Origin of the sequence: Kribbella sp. CCNWLW201, from assembly GCF_037203805.1 — a bacterium.
Classification (GTDB): domain Bacteria; phylum Actinomycetota; class Actinomycetes; order Propionibacteriales; family Kribbellaceae; genus Kribbella.
In genome coordinates this window covers 320,867-338,778 of the sequence record NZ_JBBCBQ010000004.1, presented here as the reverse complement: position 1 = coordinate 338,778, position 17,912 = coordinate 320,867, and the positions used below count along the sequence as shown (strand labels likewise).

At 68.2% G+C, this 17,912-nt stretch carries 17 protein-coding genes; 5 read left to right on the top strand and 12 right to left on the bottom strand.

The genetic code is table 11. The annotated features are described in order from the left end of the window. Positions 1 to 75: 75 nt before the first annotated feature. Positions 76 to 900 carry an alpha/beta fold hydrolase gene (locus tag V9K99_RS20225; protein ID WP_337012646.1) on the top strand — a complete coding sequence of 275 codons (825 nt, stop codon included), beginning with the start codon at positions 76 to 78 and terminating at the stop codon, positions 898 to 900. Between the two features lie 57 nt (positions 901 to 957). Here the strand turns inward: V9K99_RS20225 and bfr are convergent, their stop codons facing one another. The 4 genes from bfr to V9K99_RS20205 all read right to left on the bottom strand — a co-directional run bounded on the left by bfr (position 958) and on the right by V9K99_RS20205 (position 4,249). Further along, the gene (gene bfr, locus V9K99_RS20220) at positions 958 to 1,446 is read right to left on the bottom strand and encodes a bacterioferritin (protein WP_337012648.1); all 489 of its coding nucleotides are present in this window, start codon (positions 1,444 to 1,446) and stop codon (positions 958 to 960) included. Beyond that, positions 1,433 to 1,642, bottom strand: a complete 210-nt coding sequence (locus V9K99_RS20215; protein WP_337012650.1) for a (2Fe-2S)-binding protein — start codon at positions 1,640 to 1,642, stop codon at positions 1,433 to 1,435. The genes bfr and V9K99_RS20215 overlap by 14 nt, the downstream gene beginning before the upstream one ends. A gap of 76 nt (positions 1,643 to 1,718) precedes the next feature. After that, complete coding sequence (locus tag V9K99_RS20210; RefSeq protein WP_337012652.1) at positions 1,719 to 3,440, bottom strand: caspase family protein; 1,722 nt, start codon at positions 3,438 to 3,440, stop codon at positions 1,719 to 1,721. Between the two features lie 110 nt (positions 3,441 to 3,550). Then, entirely contained in the window at positions 3,551 to 4,249 is a 699-nt protein-coding gene (locus tag V9K99_RS20205) for a winged helix-turn-helix transcriptional regulator (protein ID WP_337012654.1), read from the bottom strand. Positions 4,250 to 4,326: 77 nt separating this feature from the next. Here V9K99_RS20205 and V9K99_RS20200 point away from each other — a divergent pair, with 77 nt between their 5' ends. After that, positions 4,327 to 5,745 carry an FAD-binding oxidoreductase gene (locus tag V9K99_RS20200; RefSeq protein ID WP_337012656.1) on the top strand — a complete coding sequence of 473 codons (1,419 nt, stop codon included), beginning with the start codon at positions 4,327 to 4,329 and terminating at the stop codon, positions 5,743 to 5,745. Positions 5,746 to 5,759: 14 nt separating this feature from the next. Here the strand turns inward: V9K99_RS20200 and V9K99_RS20195 are convergent, their stop codons facing one another. From V9K99_RS20195 to V9K99_RS20185, 3 genes are all read right to left on the bottom strand, one after another. Beyond that, positions 5,760 to 6,290 (bottom strand): DinB family protein, encoded by a 531-nt coding sequence (locus tag V9K99_RS20195; protein ID WP_337012658.1) that lies wholly within the window; start codon positions 6,288 to 6,290, stop codon positions 5,760 to 5,762. A 65-nt stretch (positions 6,291 to 6,355) separates the two neighbouring features. Continuing rightward, on the bottom strand, positions 6,356 to 6,718 hold the full coding sequence (locus V9K99_RS20190) for a hypothetical protein (protein ID WP_337012660.1): 363 nt from the start codon (positions 6,716 to 6,718) through the stop codon (positions 6,356 to 6,358). A 139-nt stretch (positions 6,719 to 6,857) separates the two neighbouring features. Continuing rightward, on the bottom strand, positions 6,858 to 8,327 hold the full coding sequence (locus V9K99_RS20185) for a M28 family metallopeptidase (protein ID WP_337001335.1): 1,470 nt from the start codon (positions 8,325 to 8,327) through the stop codon (positions 6,858 to 6,860). Positions 8,328 to 8,459: 132 nt separating this feature from the next. Between V9K99_RS20185 and V9K99_RS20180 the strand changes: the two genes are divergently transcribed. After that, positions 8,460 to 9,221 (top strand): DinB family protein, encoded by a 762-nt coding sequence (locus V9K99_RS20180; protein ID WP_337001333.1) that lies wholly within the window; start codon positions 8,460 to 8,462, stop codon positions 9,219 to 9,221. On the opposite strand, the gene V9K99_RS20175 is transcribed toward V9K99_RS20180, so the two are convergent. Together V9K99_RS20175 and V9K99_RS20170 are read right to left on the bottom strand one after the other, a co-directional pair. Further along, positions 9,202 to 10,059 (bottom strand): AAC(3) family N-acetyltransferase, encoded by an 858-nt coding sequence (locus V9K99_RS20175; RefSeq protein WP_337001331.1) that lies wholly within the window; start codon positions 10,057 to 10,059, stop codon positions 9,202 to 9,204. The two genes, V9K99_RS20180 and V9K99_RS20175, sit on opposite strands and share 20 nt — an antisense overlap. A 172-nt stretch (positions 10,060 to 10,231) precedes the next feature. Further along, positions 10,232 to 11,089, bottom strand: a complete 858-nt coding sequence (locus V9K99_RS20170; RefSeq protein WP_337001330.1) for an LLM class flavin-dependent oxidoreductase — start codon at positions 11,087 to 11,089, stop codon at positions 10,232 to 10,234. Positions 11,090 to 11,428: 339 nt separating this feature from the next. On the opposite strand from V9K99_RS20170, the gene V9K99_RS20165 reads away from it, so the two are divergent. Continuing rightward, complete coding sequence (locus V9K99_RS20165) at positions 11,429 to 14,275, top strand: hypothetical protein (protein ID WP_337001328.1); 2,847 nt, start codon at positions 11,429 to 11,431, stop codon at positions 14,273 to 14,275. On the opposite strand, the gene V9K99_RS20160 is transcribed toward V9K99_RS20165, so the two are convergent. Both V9K99_RS20160 and V9K99_RS20155 read right to left on the bottom strand, forming a co-directional pair. After that, positions 14,272 to 14,685, bottom strand: coding sequence for a YybH family protein (locus V9K99_RS20160; RefSeq protein WP_337001326.1), 414 nt, complete (start codon positions 14,683 to 14,685; stop codon positions 14,272 to 14,274). The genes V9K99_RS20165 and V9K99_RS20160 overlap by 4 nt on opposite strands. Positions 14,686 to 14,966: 281 nt before the next feature. Beyond that, the gene (locus V9K99_RS20155; protein WP_337001324.1) at positions 14,967 to 15,458 is read right to left on the bottom strand and encodes an NUDIX domain-containing protein; all 492 of its coding nucleotides are present in this window, start codon (positions 15,456 to 15,458) and stop codon (positions 14,967 to 14,969) included. A gap of 133 nt (positions 15,459 to 15,591) precedes the next feature. Between V9K99_RS20155 and V9K99_RS20150 the strand changes: the two genes are divergently transcribed. Further along, on the top strand, positions 15,592 to 16,365 hold the full coding sequence (locus V9K99_RS20150) for a hypothetical protein (protein WP_337001322.1): 774 nt from the start codon (positions 15,592 to 15,594) through the stop codon (positions 16,363 to 16,365). Here the strand turns inward: V9K99_RS20150 and V9K99_RS20145 are convergent. Then, positions 16,354 to 17,748 carry an FAD-binding oxidoreductase gene (locus tag V9K99_RS20145; protein WP_337001320.1) on the bottom strand — a complete coding sequence of 465 codons (1,395 nt, stop codon included), beginning with the start codon at positions 17,746 to 17,748 and terminating at the stop codon, positions 16,354 to 16,356. The two genes, V9K99_RS20150 and V9K99_RS20145, sit on opposite strands and share 12 nt — an antisense overlap. Between the last annotated feature and the right edge of the window lie 164 nt (positions 17,749 to 17,912).

Below are 17,912 nucleotides of genomic sequence, written 5' to 3'. Positions count from 1 at the left end.
TGGGGAGGGATCTGGGCCTGGGTGCGCCCTGGGCCGTTCGAGTTATAACTGGATGTGCTTCAAGGGGGCACCGCTGTGGGAACTGTCACGACCAGCGACGGTATCGAGATCTTCTACAAGGACTGGGGTGAGGGGCAGCCGATCGTTTTCAGTCATGGGTGGCCGTTGTCGAGTGATGACTGGGACAATCAGATGCTGTTCTTCGTGCAGCGTGGGTATCGCGTGGTCGCCCATGATCGCCGCGGTCACGGGCGGTCGACGCAGACCGGCGATGGTCACGACATGGACCACTACGCCGACGACCTGGCCGCGGTGGTCGAGCATCTCGATCTGCACGACGCGATCCATGTCGGCCATTCGACCGGTGGCGGTGAGGTTGCGCATTACCTCGCCCGGCACGGCGAGAGCCGTGCTGCCAAGGCCGCGCTGCTGTGCGCGGTACCGCCGTTGATGGTCAAGACCGACGCCAACCCGGACGGCCTGCCCAAGGAGGTCTTCGACGACCTGCAGGCCCAACTGGCAGCCAACCGCTCGGAGTTCTACCGCGCGCTGCCGTCGGGACCGTTCTACGGATTCAACCGGCCAGGCGTGGAGCCCTCCGAGGCGATCATCGCGAACTGGTGGCGCCAGGGCATGATGGGCGGCGCAAAGGCCCACTACGACGGCGTCGTCGCGTTCTCCCAGACCGACTTCACCGAGGACCTGAAGTCGATCACCATCCCGGTGCTGGTCATGCACTCCGAGGACGACCAGATCGTTCCATATGTCGCCTCCGGCCCTCGATCGGCGGAGCTGCTGAAGAACGGCGTCCTCAAGACCTACAAGGACCTCCCGCACGGCATGCCGACCACGCACGCCGACGTGATCAACGCCGATCTCCTGGACTTCCTGCAGTCCTGACGCGCTTGCCTGATCCGGTACGGCGTACTCACACCGCCGTACCGGGAAGCTCGCGGTTCAGCCTGGTGACTTCGACGGCTCGAGGTGCTGGGCGAGGTATTGCTGGGCGCCGATTCGCTCGATCGCGTCGAGTTGGCTCTCGAACCAGTCCGCGTGCTTCTCCTCGTCGCGGACCATCTCCTCGAACACGGCGGCGGTGCCGTGGTCGCCGAGGTCGTGGCACTCCTTCGCGGCCGCGTTGAACTTCGCCACCGCGGAATGCTCGCTCTCGAGCCCCAGCCGGAGCATCTCCTGGGCGTCCTCACCGACTGTCACGGCACCGAGCTTCTGCAGATTCGGGTGACCGTCGAACAACAGGATGCGGTTGATCAGCGCATCGGCGTCGTTCATCTCGTCGATGGACAGGTCGTAGAAGGCCTTTCCCAGCCGGCCGAATCCCCAGTTGTCGAGCATCCTGGCTTCCAGGAAATACCCGTTGATCACCGTCAACTCGAGCGTGAGCGCCTCGTTGAGCAGTACGACGACGCGTGGGCTAACCGGTTGCACCTGCCACCTCCGTGAACGAGGCTGCCGAGACCGACCTCCCATGCTGGCACAACAACCGCTTCAACGAGAAGACGCAGCCACCACAATTCCGCCCGGCCCCGGTCGCCCCGCAGACTTGCGAGAGCGTGCGAGCGCCGTCCTCGATGCTCTCGAGGACCTCCCGGTCGCTGACGACCTCACAGTGGCAGACGATCACACAGGAAAGGCTACCCTAACCGCCCTGGGCTGGTCGCGGTCGTGTCCAGAGTGGCCTCGAGCTGTCGACAACGGAATCAGCCGGCGGAGAGGCGGGCGTCGCAGTGGTGGTAGTTGTTGATGTAGACCTTGGACTCCCCACCGGGCTTCAGGAGCAGTCGGCCGCCGCCCTCGGCGAGCGAGCCGGAGTCCAATTGCCGGCCGTCCTCGGCGTCGTACAGGCTGAACTTGCATTCGGGGTCTGGGGAGAACCGCAGGACTTCCACCGCGACGGGACCGTTGGCTTCGAAGGCGTCGGTGTCGGCGCCGCCGTAGTGGGTGAAAGGCAGTTCCGCCTCTCCAAAGCCGGGATTCAGAGACACCATGCACTCTGGGCTGTTCGCCTCCCAGCGGAACTTGCCGGACAGGCGTAACTGGAACGACTTGCCCCCGTAGACGTCTGTCCGTGTCGCGACCTCCTCGCCGCCGTCAGCCTTCGTCACGGTGACGTCGCAGCCATCAGGGCCTGAGCGGTTGTCGCGGATGACGAGCCGCCACGGGGAAGTCGCCGTGAACTCTTCCCCTGGCCGAAGTAGCTCTGCTGTCGGGGCGTCGGGATCCTTGAGCAGGACGACGGCAGTCACAGCTGCGATCGCGAGCACCGCGGCGGCCGCGGCAGCGTAGATCAGACGACGGTGCTGCCGGAACGCATGGGAGACCCATTGACCGGTCGGGCGTCGCGGCGGAGAACCACCGGCCGACGTTCCGCTCGGGCTGGGCGCCGGTGCCGGTGCCGGTGCCTGTGCCGGTCCCCGTGCCGGTGCCGCTGGAGACGAAGGGATCGAGGCGAGAGCTTCCGCAGCCGCGGCCGCCACCATGCGGCTGTCGTCGTTGGCGAGGGATTCGAGAGCCTGCCTTGCGGCCAGGGCGAGCCCTGCGTGGCTTCCGCGCTCCAGTCGCGCAAGCTCCTGTACGGCGCCCGCCCGGACGTTGGCGAGCGGGTTGTCGATCACGCCTTGCAGGTCGGGAGGTAGAGGCGAGGGCGTGGTGACCGGGCGGCTGCGTCGGGCCAGGTACAGCTCACCCTGCATTTCCACGTCACGGCTGGGAGTCTGGTGCGGATTCAATTCCCGGACTCGGTCGAAGACGTAGTCGTAGAGCTCGTTGAGCGAGACCCAGCCGTCCTGGTCGCGGTCCGCGTCACCCGTGGCCAGGCCGTCCACCAGCGCGGAAGTGAAGACCGACGGCCGCCGCTCCTGGTCGTCGGCGAGCCGGTCTCCCTCGAAGGCGTACTCCACCGCACTGGACGCCGTGATCACTGCCCGCCCGCGCCCGCCGCCCAGCCTTCCGCCGGGGAAACTGTCCAACACGTTGATGTCCCCGGCCGCCCGTACCGTCACGCCGCGGCTGAAGGCACCGCCGTAGCAGCAATCCAGCAGCAGCACGATGCTGCGCGACCGGCTCGCCCGCATGCACCGCTGGACGAAGTCCGCGGAGATCGCCGAGGATCCGAGCCGGTTCGGGCGGGTGTTGGGGGCGGCGAAGAACAGTTCGCCGGACTCGTTCTTCAGCCCGTGGCAGGAGAAATGCAGCAGCAGTACGTCCTCAGGCCGGCTGTCGGAGAACAGGTCCTCGATCTGACCTTGGATGACGTACGACGGCTCGTTACGCACCACGTGTACGTCGAAGCCGCCGATCTCCGGATCACCGAGAACCGCGGCCAGCGCCTCCGCATCCGCTCCGGGAGCCAGCAGATGCGTGAGCCCTTCGTTCTCGTAGACGTCGTTGGCAACGATCAACGCCCGCCGCCGGCCGGCCATCAGCTACCGTCCCCCTCGACCACATGAAACCTGAAACCTGTCCCCCACAGCTCCCAAGGTGCACCACCGCCGTACCAGGTGCAATCAGTCAGCCGCCTCCGACTCTTGGGTCAGGCCGCTGAGGTTGGGGTGGGGTGGGAGAGGGGCTTGATGTGGGCGAAGGCGCTGCGGGGGTTCCAGGTGGGGAAGGCTCGGACGAGTGGTGCGGGGCCGTGGAGTTGGATTCGGTGGTTGCGGGTGGCTTCGGCCCAGCTGAGTTGGCCGGCGTGCCATTTGACGAAGGCTTCGGCTTCCGCGGTGATGTAGAGGTCCTCGTCGAGGCCGGGGTACGTCTTGCAGATCTCGGAGTCGCCATGCTCGATCAGCAGCCAGTACCGCTCGGGACGCCGGCGGCCGGTGAAGTCGAAGCGGATGACGACGCGCCGATCCGGGAGCCGGTCGCGCCGGAGCAGGTTGCACATCGACCACAGGGCCACGAAGGGATCGAGGTGCTCGGGAGCGATCTCGAGCCAGGCGGCACCCCACTCCCCGAGCGACACGCAGACCTTGAACAGGTCTCGACCCGCCGGCGCGAGCTCGTAGTGGCGCCCGCGCCCCTCAGCCTTGGGTGCTGACTCGACGATGCCGAGCCGTTCGAGCTGCCTGAGCCGCTGCGCGAGCAGTGTGCGGGAGAGCCCGGGCGCGCCCTCCAGGATCTCGCTGAAGCTGCCGCACCCCAAATGCAGGTTGCGGATGATCAGCGGCGTCCAGCGCTCGGCGAAGATCTCGGCCCCACGCGAGATGGGGCAGTACTGGCCGTATGTCCTCACGACGCCAGTGTCGCGCCGCGGCCCTCGGTGGTGAAGTCCAGATTCTTGTCTTCACGGCCGCGGCCGATGGCGATGCGATGGAGCCGTCGACTACCGAGTCCGTCGGCCTGAGCGAGGAGGTATCCGCCATGGAGATCAAGGGGTTCCGGGGTCGCCTGATCACTGCTGACCAAGCCGACTACGACACCGCCCGAGCCGTGTGGAACGGTGCCATCGATCGGCGCCCGCGGCTGATCGCCCGGTGCAGCGGGACCGCCGACGTGGCCGCGGCTGTGCGCTTCGCCCGCGAGCAGGACCTGGAGATCGCCGTACGGGGCGGAGGCCACAACGTCGCCGGTACGGCGGTGTGCGACGACGGGATCGTCATCGATCTCTCAGCGATGCGGGCCGTGTCGGTCGACCCCGCCCGCCGCACGGCCCGGGTGCGGGGTGGTGCCCTGTGGGGCGACGTCGACCCCGCGACCCAGGCCCACGGTCTGGCCACCACCGGCGGCATCGTGGGCCACACCGGCGTCGCCGGGCTCACCCTCGGCGGTGGCATCGGCTTCCTCATGCGCAAACACGGTCTGAGTGTCGACAATCTGCTTGCCGCCGAAGTGGTCACCGCAGAGGGCAGCGTCGTACAGGCGTCCAGAGACGAACACCCCGAGCTGTTCTGGGCGCTGCGAGGCGGCGGCGGCAACTTCGGCGTCGTCTCGTCATTCCAGTTCGCGCTGCACCCGCTCGGCCCGGACGTCGTCGCCGGTCCCGTCTTCTGGGCGGCCGACGACACCGTCGACGTACTGCGCTTCTATCGCGACTTCGCCGCCGACGCCCCCGACGAGCTCGGCAGCGTGGTCAGGGTCGGCACTGTGCCCCCGCTACCAGCCATCCCCGAAGAGCTGCATTGGCGGCCGGCCATCGCCGTCATTTGCTGTTACGCCGGCGCCGTGGCAGACGGCGAGCGTGCGGTGCGGGCCGTCCGTCGGCACGGAACGCCGCTCGTGGATCTGCTCGCACCCACGCCGTACGTCGCCCATCAAACGGCCACCGACGACACCGTCCTCCACGGATGGCACTACTACTGGAAAGCCACGAGCCTGGCCGGCCTGTCCGACAACGCCATTGCCGCGATCGCCGATCATGCTTACACCGCCACGTCGCCTCGGTCGTACGCGGCGATGTTTCACATGGGTGGCGCCGTCGCCCGAGTCCCCCGCGACGCCACCGCCTTCGCCGGTCGCGACGTCGCCCAGAACATCATCATCGACGCCGTGTGGCTGCCCGAGGAGTCCGGCGAGCACTCCGCTGCCGAGACCGCGTGGGCGCGGCGTTTCCTCCACGCCCTCGAACCGGACCGCACGGGCGTTTACGTCAACTTCCTTGACGCCGACGACGACGCCGGGCGGATTCGAGAGGCGTACGGCGATCACACGCACCGGCGGCTCGCCGAGGTCAAAGCCAAGTACGACCCCGACAACGCCTTCCACCACAACAAGAACATCCGTCCGGCTTGACGGCAGAGTGTTGGTCAGCCCATGGATTTCTGGCCGTCGATCGTTTCCCGGATGATGTCGGCGTGGCCGGCGTGCTGGGCGGTCTCGGCGGTGATGTGGAGGAAGACGCGGCGGACCGTCCAGAACACGCCCGGTGGCTGCCAAGGGGCGGCCGGGAGTTCGTAGCTGGTGTCGAGGTCGAGGGTGCGCACCAGGTCGTCGGTGGCGGCGGCAACCTTCTCGTACTCGGCCAGTACGCCGGCCAGCGTCTCGCCCTCGGTGAGGCGGAACTGGTTCTCCCACTCGGCGATCATTTCCGGGGTGTACTCGGTCTCCTCGGGCACCTCCTTGCCACCGCCCGCCTGAGCGAACTCGGCCCACGACCGCTCGACCGCGGTGACGTGTTTGATCAGACCGCCGACGGTCAGCGCGCTGACGGTGCTTCGAGTGTTCGCCTGCTCGTCGGTGAGGCCTTGCGCGGTGTAGCGCAGGAAGTAGCGGTGCTTGGTGAGGAAGTCGAGAATGTCCGCACGCTCACCGGTCACGGTCTGCTCGTTCGTCGTCATACTCAGACAATAAGAGCCATAGCGGCCAGATTGTGACCTCTACCTCGACGCATTTCCAGGCGGCGCTAGTGGCGGGTGACCGCGTAGATCGCCAGCACTGCGGCGACAGTGGCGATGCCGGTCAGCGCGGCGACGGTGCCGACGACCAGGCCCGACCGCGGCCAACGGCGGCGCAGGACGAACAGCACTCCGCAGCCGATGGCGAAGCTGAGGCTGGTGCCTGGGACCACGATGAAGACGGTCAGGATCACGGCGAGGGCCATGCGCGATGTGGTGATCCCCAGATCGCCGCCGGCGCTGACCTCCTCGGGCCAGGTCCATACCCAGAGGGCGAACGCCGCGATCACCGCCAGATGCCAGGCGCAGACGACAGCGAAAGACCTGCCAGTCGTACGACGACCGCCGGCCGAAACCGTGTCGGTTTGCATCCGGCAACTCCTCCGAAGGTGGGCGCCTCTGGCCAGGCAGCGTGCCACACCCCGAGGTCAGCGGGCCCGTGATCCTAGGCCTAGTCCCCGACCTGCGCCGTGCCTTGGGCCTTGACGGCCCAAGGCACGGTCACCTGCGTTACGGGATGGAGGTGAGGTTGAAGGCGTAGCGGGCGGTGGAGTCCGCTATCGCGTCGGAGTTGATGTCGAGGGCGGTGAGGTTGGGGTTGGCGATGGTGTCGCAGGCCTGGTGGTAGCAGGCGTCGTACGCGACTCCCGCCGTACCGCCGAACAGGGCTGCTTCCTCCGGTGTCTTGATGCCTTCGGCGCCGGTGAAGATGCCGCCGGCCGGGATGCCGACCGCGATGAACGGGCCGTAGTCGGAGCGGCCGTCGAAGTCGGTGCCGACGGTGGCCAGGTTGCGGCTGGTGAAGAAGCTCGCCAGCTGGCTCTCGATCTGCGCCGATCCGGGCGGACCGGCCGGGAAGCCGACCCCGTCGGAGTTGTCGCCGTCGTACAGCTTGTAGGCGTAGTTCGGTGAGGCGATCATGTCGAAGTTGAGGTACAGCCTGATCCGGTCCCGCTCGGCGGCGGACAGGCCCTCGACGTACTGGTCGGACCCGAGCAGGCCGATCTCCTCGGCGGCCCAGAAGGCGAAGCGGACCTTGTTCTTCACCGGGAAGTTCCCGATCTGCAGTGCGGTCTCGAGGATCGCCGCGGTGCCCGAGCCGTTGTCGTTGATACCCGGTCCGGCCGGGACGCTGTCGAGGTGGGCGCCGACCATGACGACGTTGTTCGGGTCACCCTTGCGGGTCTCGGCGATGACGTTGTGGTCGGTACCGAGGGTCAGCGTGGAGTCGACCTTCAGCCGGACGGTCGCGCCCGGCGTCGCGGCCAGCTCGTTGCCGACGGCGAAGTCGGCGAAGACCATCGGGACGCCGGCCCGCCACTCGCCGATGTTGAGCGGGAACGCGTCAGTCCGGCCCGGCTGGCCCTCGTTGAAGACGATGATGCCGCCGGCGCCGGCGAACCCGGCGTTGCGGATCTTGGTGGCGAACGGGCAGGTGCCGCGCTGGATGAGCGCGATCCGGCCGGCCACGAACCCGGCGAAGTCGGACATCTCGCAGCCGCTTGTCGACGTCGGCGTCGGTGTCGGCGGCAGCGTCAGATCCACGCCCTGCACCTGCGCGGTCACGTCACCCGGGGGTGACGGCTGGAAGGTGAAGTAGTCCTCGTTGGGCACGTAGCTCTTGGTCGTCGGCGCGACCAGATCCAGGACGGGTGGGCTGTTCTCCACCCAGCCTTCGACGAAGTTGATCGGGTCGAGCGTGACGCTGTACCCGGCGGCGCGCAGCTTCTCGGCCATGTAGTCGCGGGAGGCGTCGTACCCGGACGTCCCGGCTGCGCGGGTGCCGCCGTTGGCGTCGGCGATCGCCTGCAACGCGACCATGTGCTTCTGGACGTTCGGTCCGGAGACCTTCTTGACCAGCAGATCGGCGTACGTATCCTCGATCGGAACGGCCCCGGCCGGGACCTGTTGGACGGCGACCAGAGAGATGGCCGCGGCGAGACTGACGGCGCCGATGGCGCCACGACGGAACACACGCATTGTTCCCCCACAAGCGGATAGACCAGTTCCCCCAGGCCTCACGCCCTGGCAATGTAACCCGCCCGGCACGACGCAGCCAGAGGTCAGCTTTCCGGAAGTGGAATGTCCGGAACCTGTTCTACCGTGGGGGCCATGGGGTTCACGGACGGGTTGTCGGGGAAGCGGATCGAGCGGGTGGATCTGAGTGGCACGCTGTTCCGGCACGTCGATTTGAGCGACGCCCGGCTCGAGCAAGTGAGGCTGACCGGGACGAAGATGCGCGGGGTCGAGCTCGGCCACGCGACGATCGACGGCGACGTCGAGGGCGTGGTCATCAACGGAGTGGACGTCGCGCCGCTGGTGGAGGCCGAGCTGGACCGCCGCTACCCGGATCGGGCCAAGATGCGGCCGACCGATCCGGCCGGATTCCGGGCGGCGTGGGACATCCTCGAACGCCTGTGGGACGGGACGGTCGCGCGGGCACGGGCGATGCGGCCGGAGCTGCTGCACGAGTCGGTCGACGGCGAGTGGTCGTTCATCCAGACGCTGCGACACCTGGTGTTCGCGACCGACGCCTGGCTCGGGCGAGTGATCCTCGGCGATCCGCATCCGTGGGACCCACTCGACCTCCCGTTCGACGGGATGGGCGACGTACCGGGCATTCCGCGGGATCGCGCCGTACGCCCGTCACTGGACGAAGTGCTTGCCCTGCGCAAGGATCGGATGGCGATGGTACGACGGTACGTCGACGAGCTCACCGACGAGCGACTCGACGCCGACACCACCCCGGTCGCCGAACCCGGCTGGCCCGCGTCCGTCAGCTATCCCGTCCGCGACTGCCTCCTCATCATCCTCAACGAGGAATGGCAACACCGGTTGTACGCCGAACGCGATCTCAACGCCCTCGAAGCGTAGCCAGGCGTTGGTCGCGGGCGGCTGCGCATCTGCAGTCGGCGCTGGAGCAGAGGAGGGCGGTCGGGTCGTCGAGGATGAGCCGGCGAGCGGCAGCCAATACGTCGGCGACTGGGATCTTGCGGGCTCGGCAGGCGCCGATGGTGGTTTCGCGGGTTGCGGATCGCAGGGCGGGCTCGATGGCGTCGAACTCGTGGCTGGCGCCGGGGACGTTCGGGAGCTCGGACCAGACGCGCTCTCCGGTCTTCGCGTAGCGGTAGAAGCGGGAGCGGCCGAGGAGTTGTTCAGCCAGGTGGATGGTGGTGTTGGCGGTGTGGCCGACGCCTAGCAGGAGTACGTCACCGTCGAGCCTTCCGAGTTCCTCGATCGGGCCGAGTGGCCAGTCGGAGCGTTGGGCTGCCAGGAGCTGATCGGCCGCGGGACCGACGGCTTGGTACGAGAACAACGGGTGTGCGGTGCGTGTCGGTGTGCGCGTCAGCCGGAGGGTTTCGGGGATGCGGCCGAGTTCGCGGTCGATCGGGAGCTCCAGGCTGAAAGCGGTCGCTCGGTCGAGTTCTTCGTCGAAGGCTTCCCACGTCGGCGCGGGGGCGTAGCCGTTGTGCGGACGGGGGGTCCCGGGCGGCGGGCCGATCCCGGTGAGGTCCCAGGTCCCGGCCGGCGCCAACACGGTCCCGCAGGTCTCTGTCAGCGCGTCACACACTGCCTCGGCGCCACCGTCGACGTACCCGAAGGACTTCAACGACGAATGCACGATCACCTTCGACGACGACCCCAACCCCAACCGCCTGAGCCCGTCTCCGATCTCCTCCACACTGACCATCGCCGAATAATCCCAGCCCACCCACGCTCTTCGCCTCGCATTTACCACCGCGCAGGCGTCGGTGATCGGCAGTTGGACCTGGTCGACTCGCTCGGATGTTGCCGCACCCAACGGTCTCCAGCCGCTCGCGGAGTACCAGATGACCGACGCCACCGCTGACCCGAACAACACTCGGCCGCACACCCGGCCGCAGCTAGGCCGCGGCGAGGGCGTCCGCGAGCAGGGCTACCTGGTCGGGCTTGGCGGAGGCGGGATAGAGCACGAGATCAGTGGCGCCGGCGGCGCGCAGGCCGGCCAGATGATCGTGGAGTTGGGCCGGCGTGGTGAGCGTGTCGGCGCGAGCGAAGTCGAAGTAGGCATCGCCGTAGTAGTGGCGAATGTAGTCATCGGCAACAGAATCGGCGTCGGCCCCCAAGGCGAAGTAGCGGCCGGTGGCTATCCGCGGCTCACCGGCCCGTCCCGCGTCTTGCCAAGCCTCTCGTACGTCGTTCGCACCCTGCTCCAGCGTGGCCGTGCCGAAGAGGGGCGCCACCCAGCCTTCGCCGTGGGTAGCGGCCCGGCGGTACGCGGCGGGCACCAGACCGCCGAACAGAAGGGCCGGCCGGCCTTCGGGGAGCTGCGTCATCGGCCCACCCTGACCGGTCAGCTTGCCTCCCCAAGCCTCGCGCCAAGTGTCCAGCGTCGCGTCCCACAGCTCGCGGAATCCGTCGCTCGGCGCTCCGCTCGCGGTGTAGTCGTCCGGCCAACCACCGAGGCCGAGCCCGGCCGTGAGTCTCCCTCCGGACAGCAGGTCGACCGAGGCCATCTGTTTGGCGAGCAGTACGGCGTTACGCCGCCAGCCGACGTTGAGCACGGTGGTGAGCAGCTCGACCCTCGTCGTACGGGCGGCCGCCGCGGCCAGTGCGGTCAGTGGTTCCAGGTTGTCGTACGCCAGCCGGTCGATCACCCCGACGGAGTCGAACCCGGCCGCCTCGGCCTCCGCAGCCCAGTCCCCCAGCAGTCGCATATCCGCACCGGGAACCGCAGCCGGCAACCCGATCCCGATCCTCATCACCCACTCCTCTCGTCAACCTTCCACCAGAGAACGTAGGCGCCGCACCCTCCTCAGGTATTGAACGAATCGGACGTGTGAGGGGTTGCGGGGCTCGCGTCCGCGTTCGGGGGCGGCCTGCTGCAGGATCTGCGCGCGGCTGACTGGGACGACGAACCCTTACGCCAAAGGGGAATCACGCCTCGCTCCGCCACCGACTTCCTCCGTACCCAGGCGAGTCAGCTGCGATAGCTCTGCTAGGTGACGCGACAGCTACCCTGCGCGAAGGCTAGGCTAACTGGCTCGCGCCGGGCTTGACCGTCGGCGCTTGCGAGATGAGGCGATCCGCAAGGAGCTGGGGTGAACGACGGTTTCGACTCTGTCGAGGGGTTCAAGGCACTCATCGACACAGTTCGCGAGCTCTACCGGCGACGGCATCGGCGGTGCTCGCTGGACGAGACACCGCCGATCCTGGGATGTGTCCAGCCGACCATGGACCCATCGACGACCGTCCGCCGGAGGCCGGATCCGGCAGCCGGAACGCGCCTGGTCGACGCGATCTCCGCGCGCCTGAAGGCCGCGGACGGGCGACCGCAGGTGCCGCACGTCAAGATCGATCTTCCGGCCGCCGCCGTCTCGCCACCGGCGGACGCGAAGCTCGCACCCGTCACCACCGGCGACGTCGAAGAGCTGGTGAAGGTCCTCAAGCTGATCGCCGACGGACTGGCCACGGGCAACGGTGGCTCGTACCGCTTCCCGAGATTCTGGCTGGCCGTGTGGTTGATGTCGACGGTGGTCACGGGTGACACGGTCAAGGATCGTCGCTCGAATCTGCGCGAACGGCTCTACCAGCGGACCGTCACCCGGGCCAGCGAGGGCGGCACCCAGGCCGGCGAGATCAAGGCGGATCTTCCGCTCTGGGGCCGGCTGCTGTGGATCATCTTCCTGCCGCTGTTCCTGCGCGGCCGGCACAGCGGCAAGCTCCCGCTGGTCGGCCGGACCTACCGCTGGTTCCTCCGCCAGGCTGATGTTGCTCCCGGCAACGATACGTTCTTCGAGCTGGGCCTGCGGCTGAGCAAGGACGAGTGGCAGGGTGAGAAGCCCGGCCAGGTGGCCCGGCTGCTGGTGAACGCGTTCCTCGAGGATCTTCGCGAAGACTTCCGTGGGGCCGGCTGGATCCACGGCTACCACACCACGTTCCCGGTCGTGCTGCTCAGCGGGATCAGCCGGCGCAACGGCGGCTACACGCTGCTGCGGACGGTTGCCGAGGTCCGGAACGACACCCGGCTCTTCGACCCTCTCCTGCTGGTAACCGTCGGCAACAGAGTCCCGCCACTGGCCGCGCCCCCGCCGGCCACGTCGTACGACGTCCGGTCGAACAGCCTGGTCAAGGCCTGGCGGAACCGGATGCAGCGCGAGAGCCGGCAACGCCAGATCGAGGCGTGGCTCATCCCGCTCACCATCGGCGCCTCGGCGAACACCCAAGCGCCGGCGTCGTCGAAGGGCCCGTCACGCCTGCCTCGGATCGTCCCGCCCAAACCGCCGGCGCCCCCGTCCGACACCGGCGGTAGGACGTCCTCCGACGGTGCACGGCCGGTCGAGCGACTGGACCGGGTACGGCGTCCGTGGTGGCGTACCCGTCGAGGCGGTGCGGTGATCGCGGTCGCCGTACTGAGCATCGTGTTCGGCGGATATGCCGGGTTCGGGTTGGTGGATGACTACCGGCATTGTGGTGACGGTTTCAGCTGGCCTGGTATCGAGCCCGCCGCGACCTCGGTGATCAGGATCGACGGGACCTGCGTCGGCGTCACGTATGGCAGCAACGCGCTCCTGCTGCCCAGCAAGTCCTTCGACGAGGTGCGTACGACGATCCGCTCGCAGAACGATCGGGCGCTGGAGCTCAGCAAGCAACAGCCGGAGCGGCCGCTGATCACCCTCGTGTTCATGGCCGCGGTCGCCGACGAGCGCCAGAGCGAGAACGAGCAGACCGCCCAACGCGAGCAGCTGGCCGGTATGGCGGTCGCCCAGGCGGTGCAGCTGGCCAAGCCGACGCAGAGCTACGAACCGCTGGTACGAGTGCTGATCGCGAACGCCGGGCCCCGGCTGCAGCACGGTCAGCGCGTCGCCCGGCAGCTCGGTGAGCTGGCGGCGGCCGACCCGAGCATCGTCGCGGTGGTCGGCATGGTCGAGAGCCGGGAGTCCACCGCGACGACGATCAAGGCGCTGGCCGAAGTCGGGTTGCCCACGATCGCGGCCACGCTGACCGCGGACTCGATGGTCAACGTCAGCAAGCTGTACTTCCAGATCAGCCCGCAGAACGCGCGGGAGGCCGCCGTCGCCGCGGCCAACGTCGACCAACTGCTGGCCAAGGGCAAGGATCCGTTCGGCCGGCCGCTGGCGCGACGAGCCCGGATCTACAAGTCCGACGACCCGACCGACACCTACAGCCAGAACCTGGCCGCGGATCTCAAGGCGAGCTTCACCGCCCGCCGCATTCCGGTCGAGACTGTTTCGTTCACGCCGAGCGGCCAAGAGACCGCCACGATGGACGCCGGAACCGCGGGGCGCGACGCGTGCGACGCGGACGGTGTGGTGCTGTACGCGGCCCGTGGACGAGTCGACTTCCAGGCGTTCGTCGGCGGTCTCGCCGATCGTTGCCGGGACAAGGCGCCGTACGTGCTCGCGGGTGACGACACGACGACGTACGTCGCCGATCGGGCGGTCAGCAGCGCGAACCGATCGATCCCGTTCCAATACCTGTCACTCGCGCTGGCGCCCGAGCTGGTCGGCGACGGACCGGCCGAGGCGAGTGACTTCTACGCGCAGCTGAACGAGCTCTTCCCGTACGAGAAGACCGGGCGGGGACGCACCCTGGACGGACACGCCGCGCTCAACTACGACGCGGCGTACACAGCGATCGTCGCGGTCAGCTACCTACGCCGCGACCACATCGCCATCAACGGCGGCACCGTGTGGACCGCGCTGCAGTCGGTGACCGACGCCGGCGGCGCGCAACGCGGCTATCGCGGTGTCACCGGCAACATCGACTTCGGCGGAACCATCGGCCGCCGTGTCCCGGTCGACAAACCCATCACCATCGTCACCTTCCGCAACGGCCAGCCGGTCCCCACCCAGAACATCGTCTGCGGCCCCCGCACCGACCCCCGTACCAGACCTTGGTGTCCCTTCGACACCCCTGTTCGCTAAGCAGACGAGTCGATTGTCTGCACGGTGTCCGCGTGGCGATGGAAGACCTTCCACTCGCCTTGCTCGCGCCGATACAGCTGAGTGACCCGCAGCGTGTACTTCTGCGGCTCGCCCTGCCAACTGTCGGCGGTGTGCTCGTACCCGACGGTGTACGCGAGATCGCCGCTCACATCGGCCGAGATCACTTCAAGGGTGTACGACGTGCAGTCGGCGAAGTTCTCCTCGAGTCGCCCGAACACCTCCCGCGCCTCCGCCGGGCCGTTCGCAGCTCTCCACGCGCCGAAGATGGTGACCGGATCCGTCGCAGACCAGATCACCCGCCGCGGATCGGCGTCCCCGTTGTGCAGAGCCACCTCCGCATCCCGAAGCCGTGTCCCCACCCACTCCAGGAAGTCGTCTCGTTCGCTCATGATCCCTCCCCTCCCGTCCTTCGATTGAAGTTCGTCAGCGAGCGAACCACCAGGGATCACCTTCCAGACGACCCAGGGAACCAGCCGGGAGATCCAAGCCGGCAGCGGGGCAAACATCTAGTGCCGCGTCAGGCAAGGCCCGAGTGCGTCATCGACTGTGAGCACCGTGTCGCCGGCAATCGTTTGCCCGCAACCATCTCCCCACAGTCGACGACACGACGGCGCTCTACTGGCCGCGGCTGAAGCCACCGTGCTGCCACCTGGCCGGGGCCGGGCTGCTACTACCGAGCCTGAAACCGCCCGGACGCGCGATACGCGTCGTACAGCTTCAACACCAGTTGGGTGGGCGGATGTGAGTCGGCCGGGGGTTCGTCGAAGAAGCTTGACTCCAGCACCTCGTCCGTCGCCGGCGTTAGGTCGCCCGTCCAGTGGCGGGCCTCGAAGCACAGGGCGAAGCAGTGGAGGACGTCTCCGTTGAGGTAGGTGAGGGTGTGAAGGTCCGCCTCGGACAGCGAGGCGAACGGGACCAGATCCTCCTCCGCTACCTTCAGGCCGGTTTCCTCGAGGAGTTCGCGTGCTGCGGTGGTGCGGAAGCTTCCGCCTGGTTCAGCGGCTCCGGCGGGGAGTTCCCATAAGCCGGAGTCCCGGCTCCGTTGGAACAGCACCCGCTCGGCCTCGTCCACCACCAGGACCTGGGCGCCCGGCATCAGCAGCAACCGGGAGCCGACCTGCTGGCGGATCTCCCACAGGTAGGACCCCTCGTACGCCGTCATCTCTCAACTATGGATGCAGACGGACAGGAGGTGTTGGCTGTGGCGGGACGGTCTGGGTGGCGGTCGAGCGGGAGGGGAGCCCTGGGGCTGGGATACCTCCTGTCGTTCTGCACCCAATGAGAGGGTTGGGGGCGTGGAGTGGATCAAACGGCTTGCGGGGACGTTGCTCGGGGTCGGGCTGGTTTTGGGGTTGGGGTGGACGGTTGCGGTCGTTACCTCGATGCCTGGGTGGTTGGATTCGGCTGAGGCGTGTGCGTTGCGGTTCGGTGGGAGTGACAGCGCGAGCGTCGAGGTGCACACCGGTTGGTTCCCGCCGTCGGCGACCTGCGACTTCGGGAACGGGGACGTCCGGGACTTCATCTCGCCGACGAGGTCCGCGGTCCTGTCCGTGGTCGGCGTACTGATCCTCATCGTGCTGATCGCCGGATTGATCCTCACCGTACGGCGGTTGGCCGGCGAACGAGGCCCGGTGAAGACGGCGGACGGCGTCGACCTGGGGAAGCGGCGGATGAGTCAATTGACGTTCGGCGCGCTGGACATGGCGGTCGCGGTCGCCGTCCTGACCGCGGCCAATGCCTTCATGATCGTCCTCGGCGGTCCTCCCGGCGGAATCATCTTCGCCGTCGCGGCCGTGGTCGGGTTGTCAGCGCTGTCCGTCGTACTGGATCGGCACATGGGCCCGCTGCCCGCCACCACGCTCGACAGCCGACGACGAGGCACCAGGGCCGGGCTGACCGTCTTCGGCGTGATCTTCGCGGCCACGGCGGTCACCGGGCAGCTGCCCTTCTTCCGGCTCTGGTCCGTACCGCTGGCCGCGATCACGTACGCCGTCGTCGCCGCCGTCCAGTGGTCCCGCCTACCCCACTCCGTGCGGGACCACCAGGCGACGCACCCGTCAACCCGCTGACGGCCAGCCGGGGAGGATGTTCTGGTTGAGGTGGAACACGTTCTCGGGGTCGAACTCGCACTTGACCCGCGAGAGCCGGTCGTAGTTCTCCTGCCCGAACCCGGCGATCACCCGGTTCTGCCCCTCGTTGCCGATGAAGTTCAGATACACGTACCCGGTCGCCCACTCCTGCAGATCAGCGCACAGATCCCGCGACCACTGCCGCCCCCGCGCGTCGTCCGCGGGATCCGACCACAGCCCGAACGGGTGCACCACCCAGGCGGCCCGCCGATGCGGAAGCGGCCACTTCTCGGCGTTCCGCAGTACTGCGCCACCCCACGGGATGGCGATCTGCTGTGACGGCGAGGGCGACGGCATCTCGAGAGCCCGGTCGCTGAACACCTGTACGGCGGCATCGGGGAACGACGACAGGTGTTCGGCCGACCAGTAGTTGCGGTACCCCGGCGGATCGTCGAGCGCCGAGTTCAGATCGGCGTACGGCATCTCGGCGACGAACTCGCCCGCCGGGTCGAGCGCGAACATCGGCGCGAAGGCGTCCCGCGCCTCTGCCTCCGGCCCGGCGTAGATCGCGCCGGCCGCCACCACCCGCTGACCCTGCAGGTGCTCGGGGACGAACGGCTCCGGCGGCCCGGTCAGGAACAGCACGCCACCGCCGAGGTTCTCGGAGACGCCCGCCTCGATCATGTCCCGGTACGCGCGGACCACGGCAGGGCCGGCCTCGGCCGGCCACAGCAGCATCGCCAGCGTGCTCGTCGGCACCTCCTCCAGCCGGAACGTCAGCGACGTCGCGACCCCGAAGTTGCCGCCGCCTCCGTGCAGCGCCCAGAACAGCTCGGTGTTCTTCGTCTCGTCCGCGATCAGCAGCCGCCCGTCCGCGGTGACGAGCTCGACCGAGATCAGGTTGTCGCAGGCCAGCCCGAACTTCCGCTCCAGCCACCCCGAACCGCCGCCCAACGTCAGACCCGCGACCCCGGTCGTCGATACCCGGCCGCCGGTCGTCGCCAGGCCGTACGGCTGGCAGGCCCGGTCGAAGTCGCCCCACGTCGCACCCCCGCCGACCCGGGCGATCCGCCCCGACGGGTCGACCTGCACACTGTTCATCCGGCGCAGGTCCACCACCAGACCACCGTCGCTCACCCCGGCCCCAGCCACGCTGTGACCGCCTCCCCGGACCGCGATCTCCAGCTCCCGCGCGACGCCGTACCTCACCGCCGCCACCACGTCAGCCGCCGACTCGCACTGCGCGATCATCGCCGGCCGCTTGTCGATCATCGCGTTGAAGACCGTCCGGGCCTCGTCGTACGCGGCGTCGCCCGCCTGCAGCACCACTCCCCCGAACCCCTCCGGTCTCGCCCCTGCCGGCCGTTCGATCGTGTCAGACATGCTGCAACTCCCCCTTGAGCGCCGTCGGCTCCCCAGCTGACACCGCCGATCGTGCGCCGACCACCGCAGCCGGTCAACGGCTCGGCGCCTTACCTGCCGATGACGTGATCCCGTTGTCTACCAAGGGTTCACTGCCGATCACGGCTCGGAGCGGTTCGATGTGC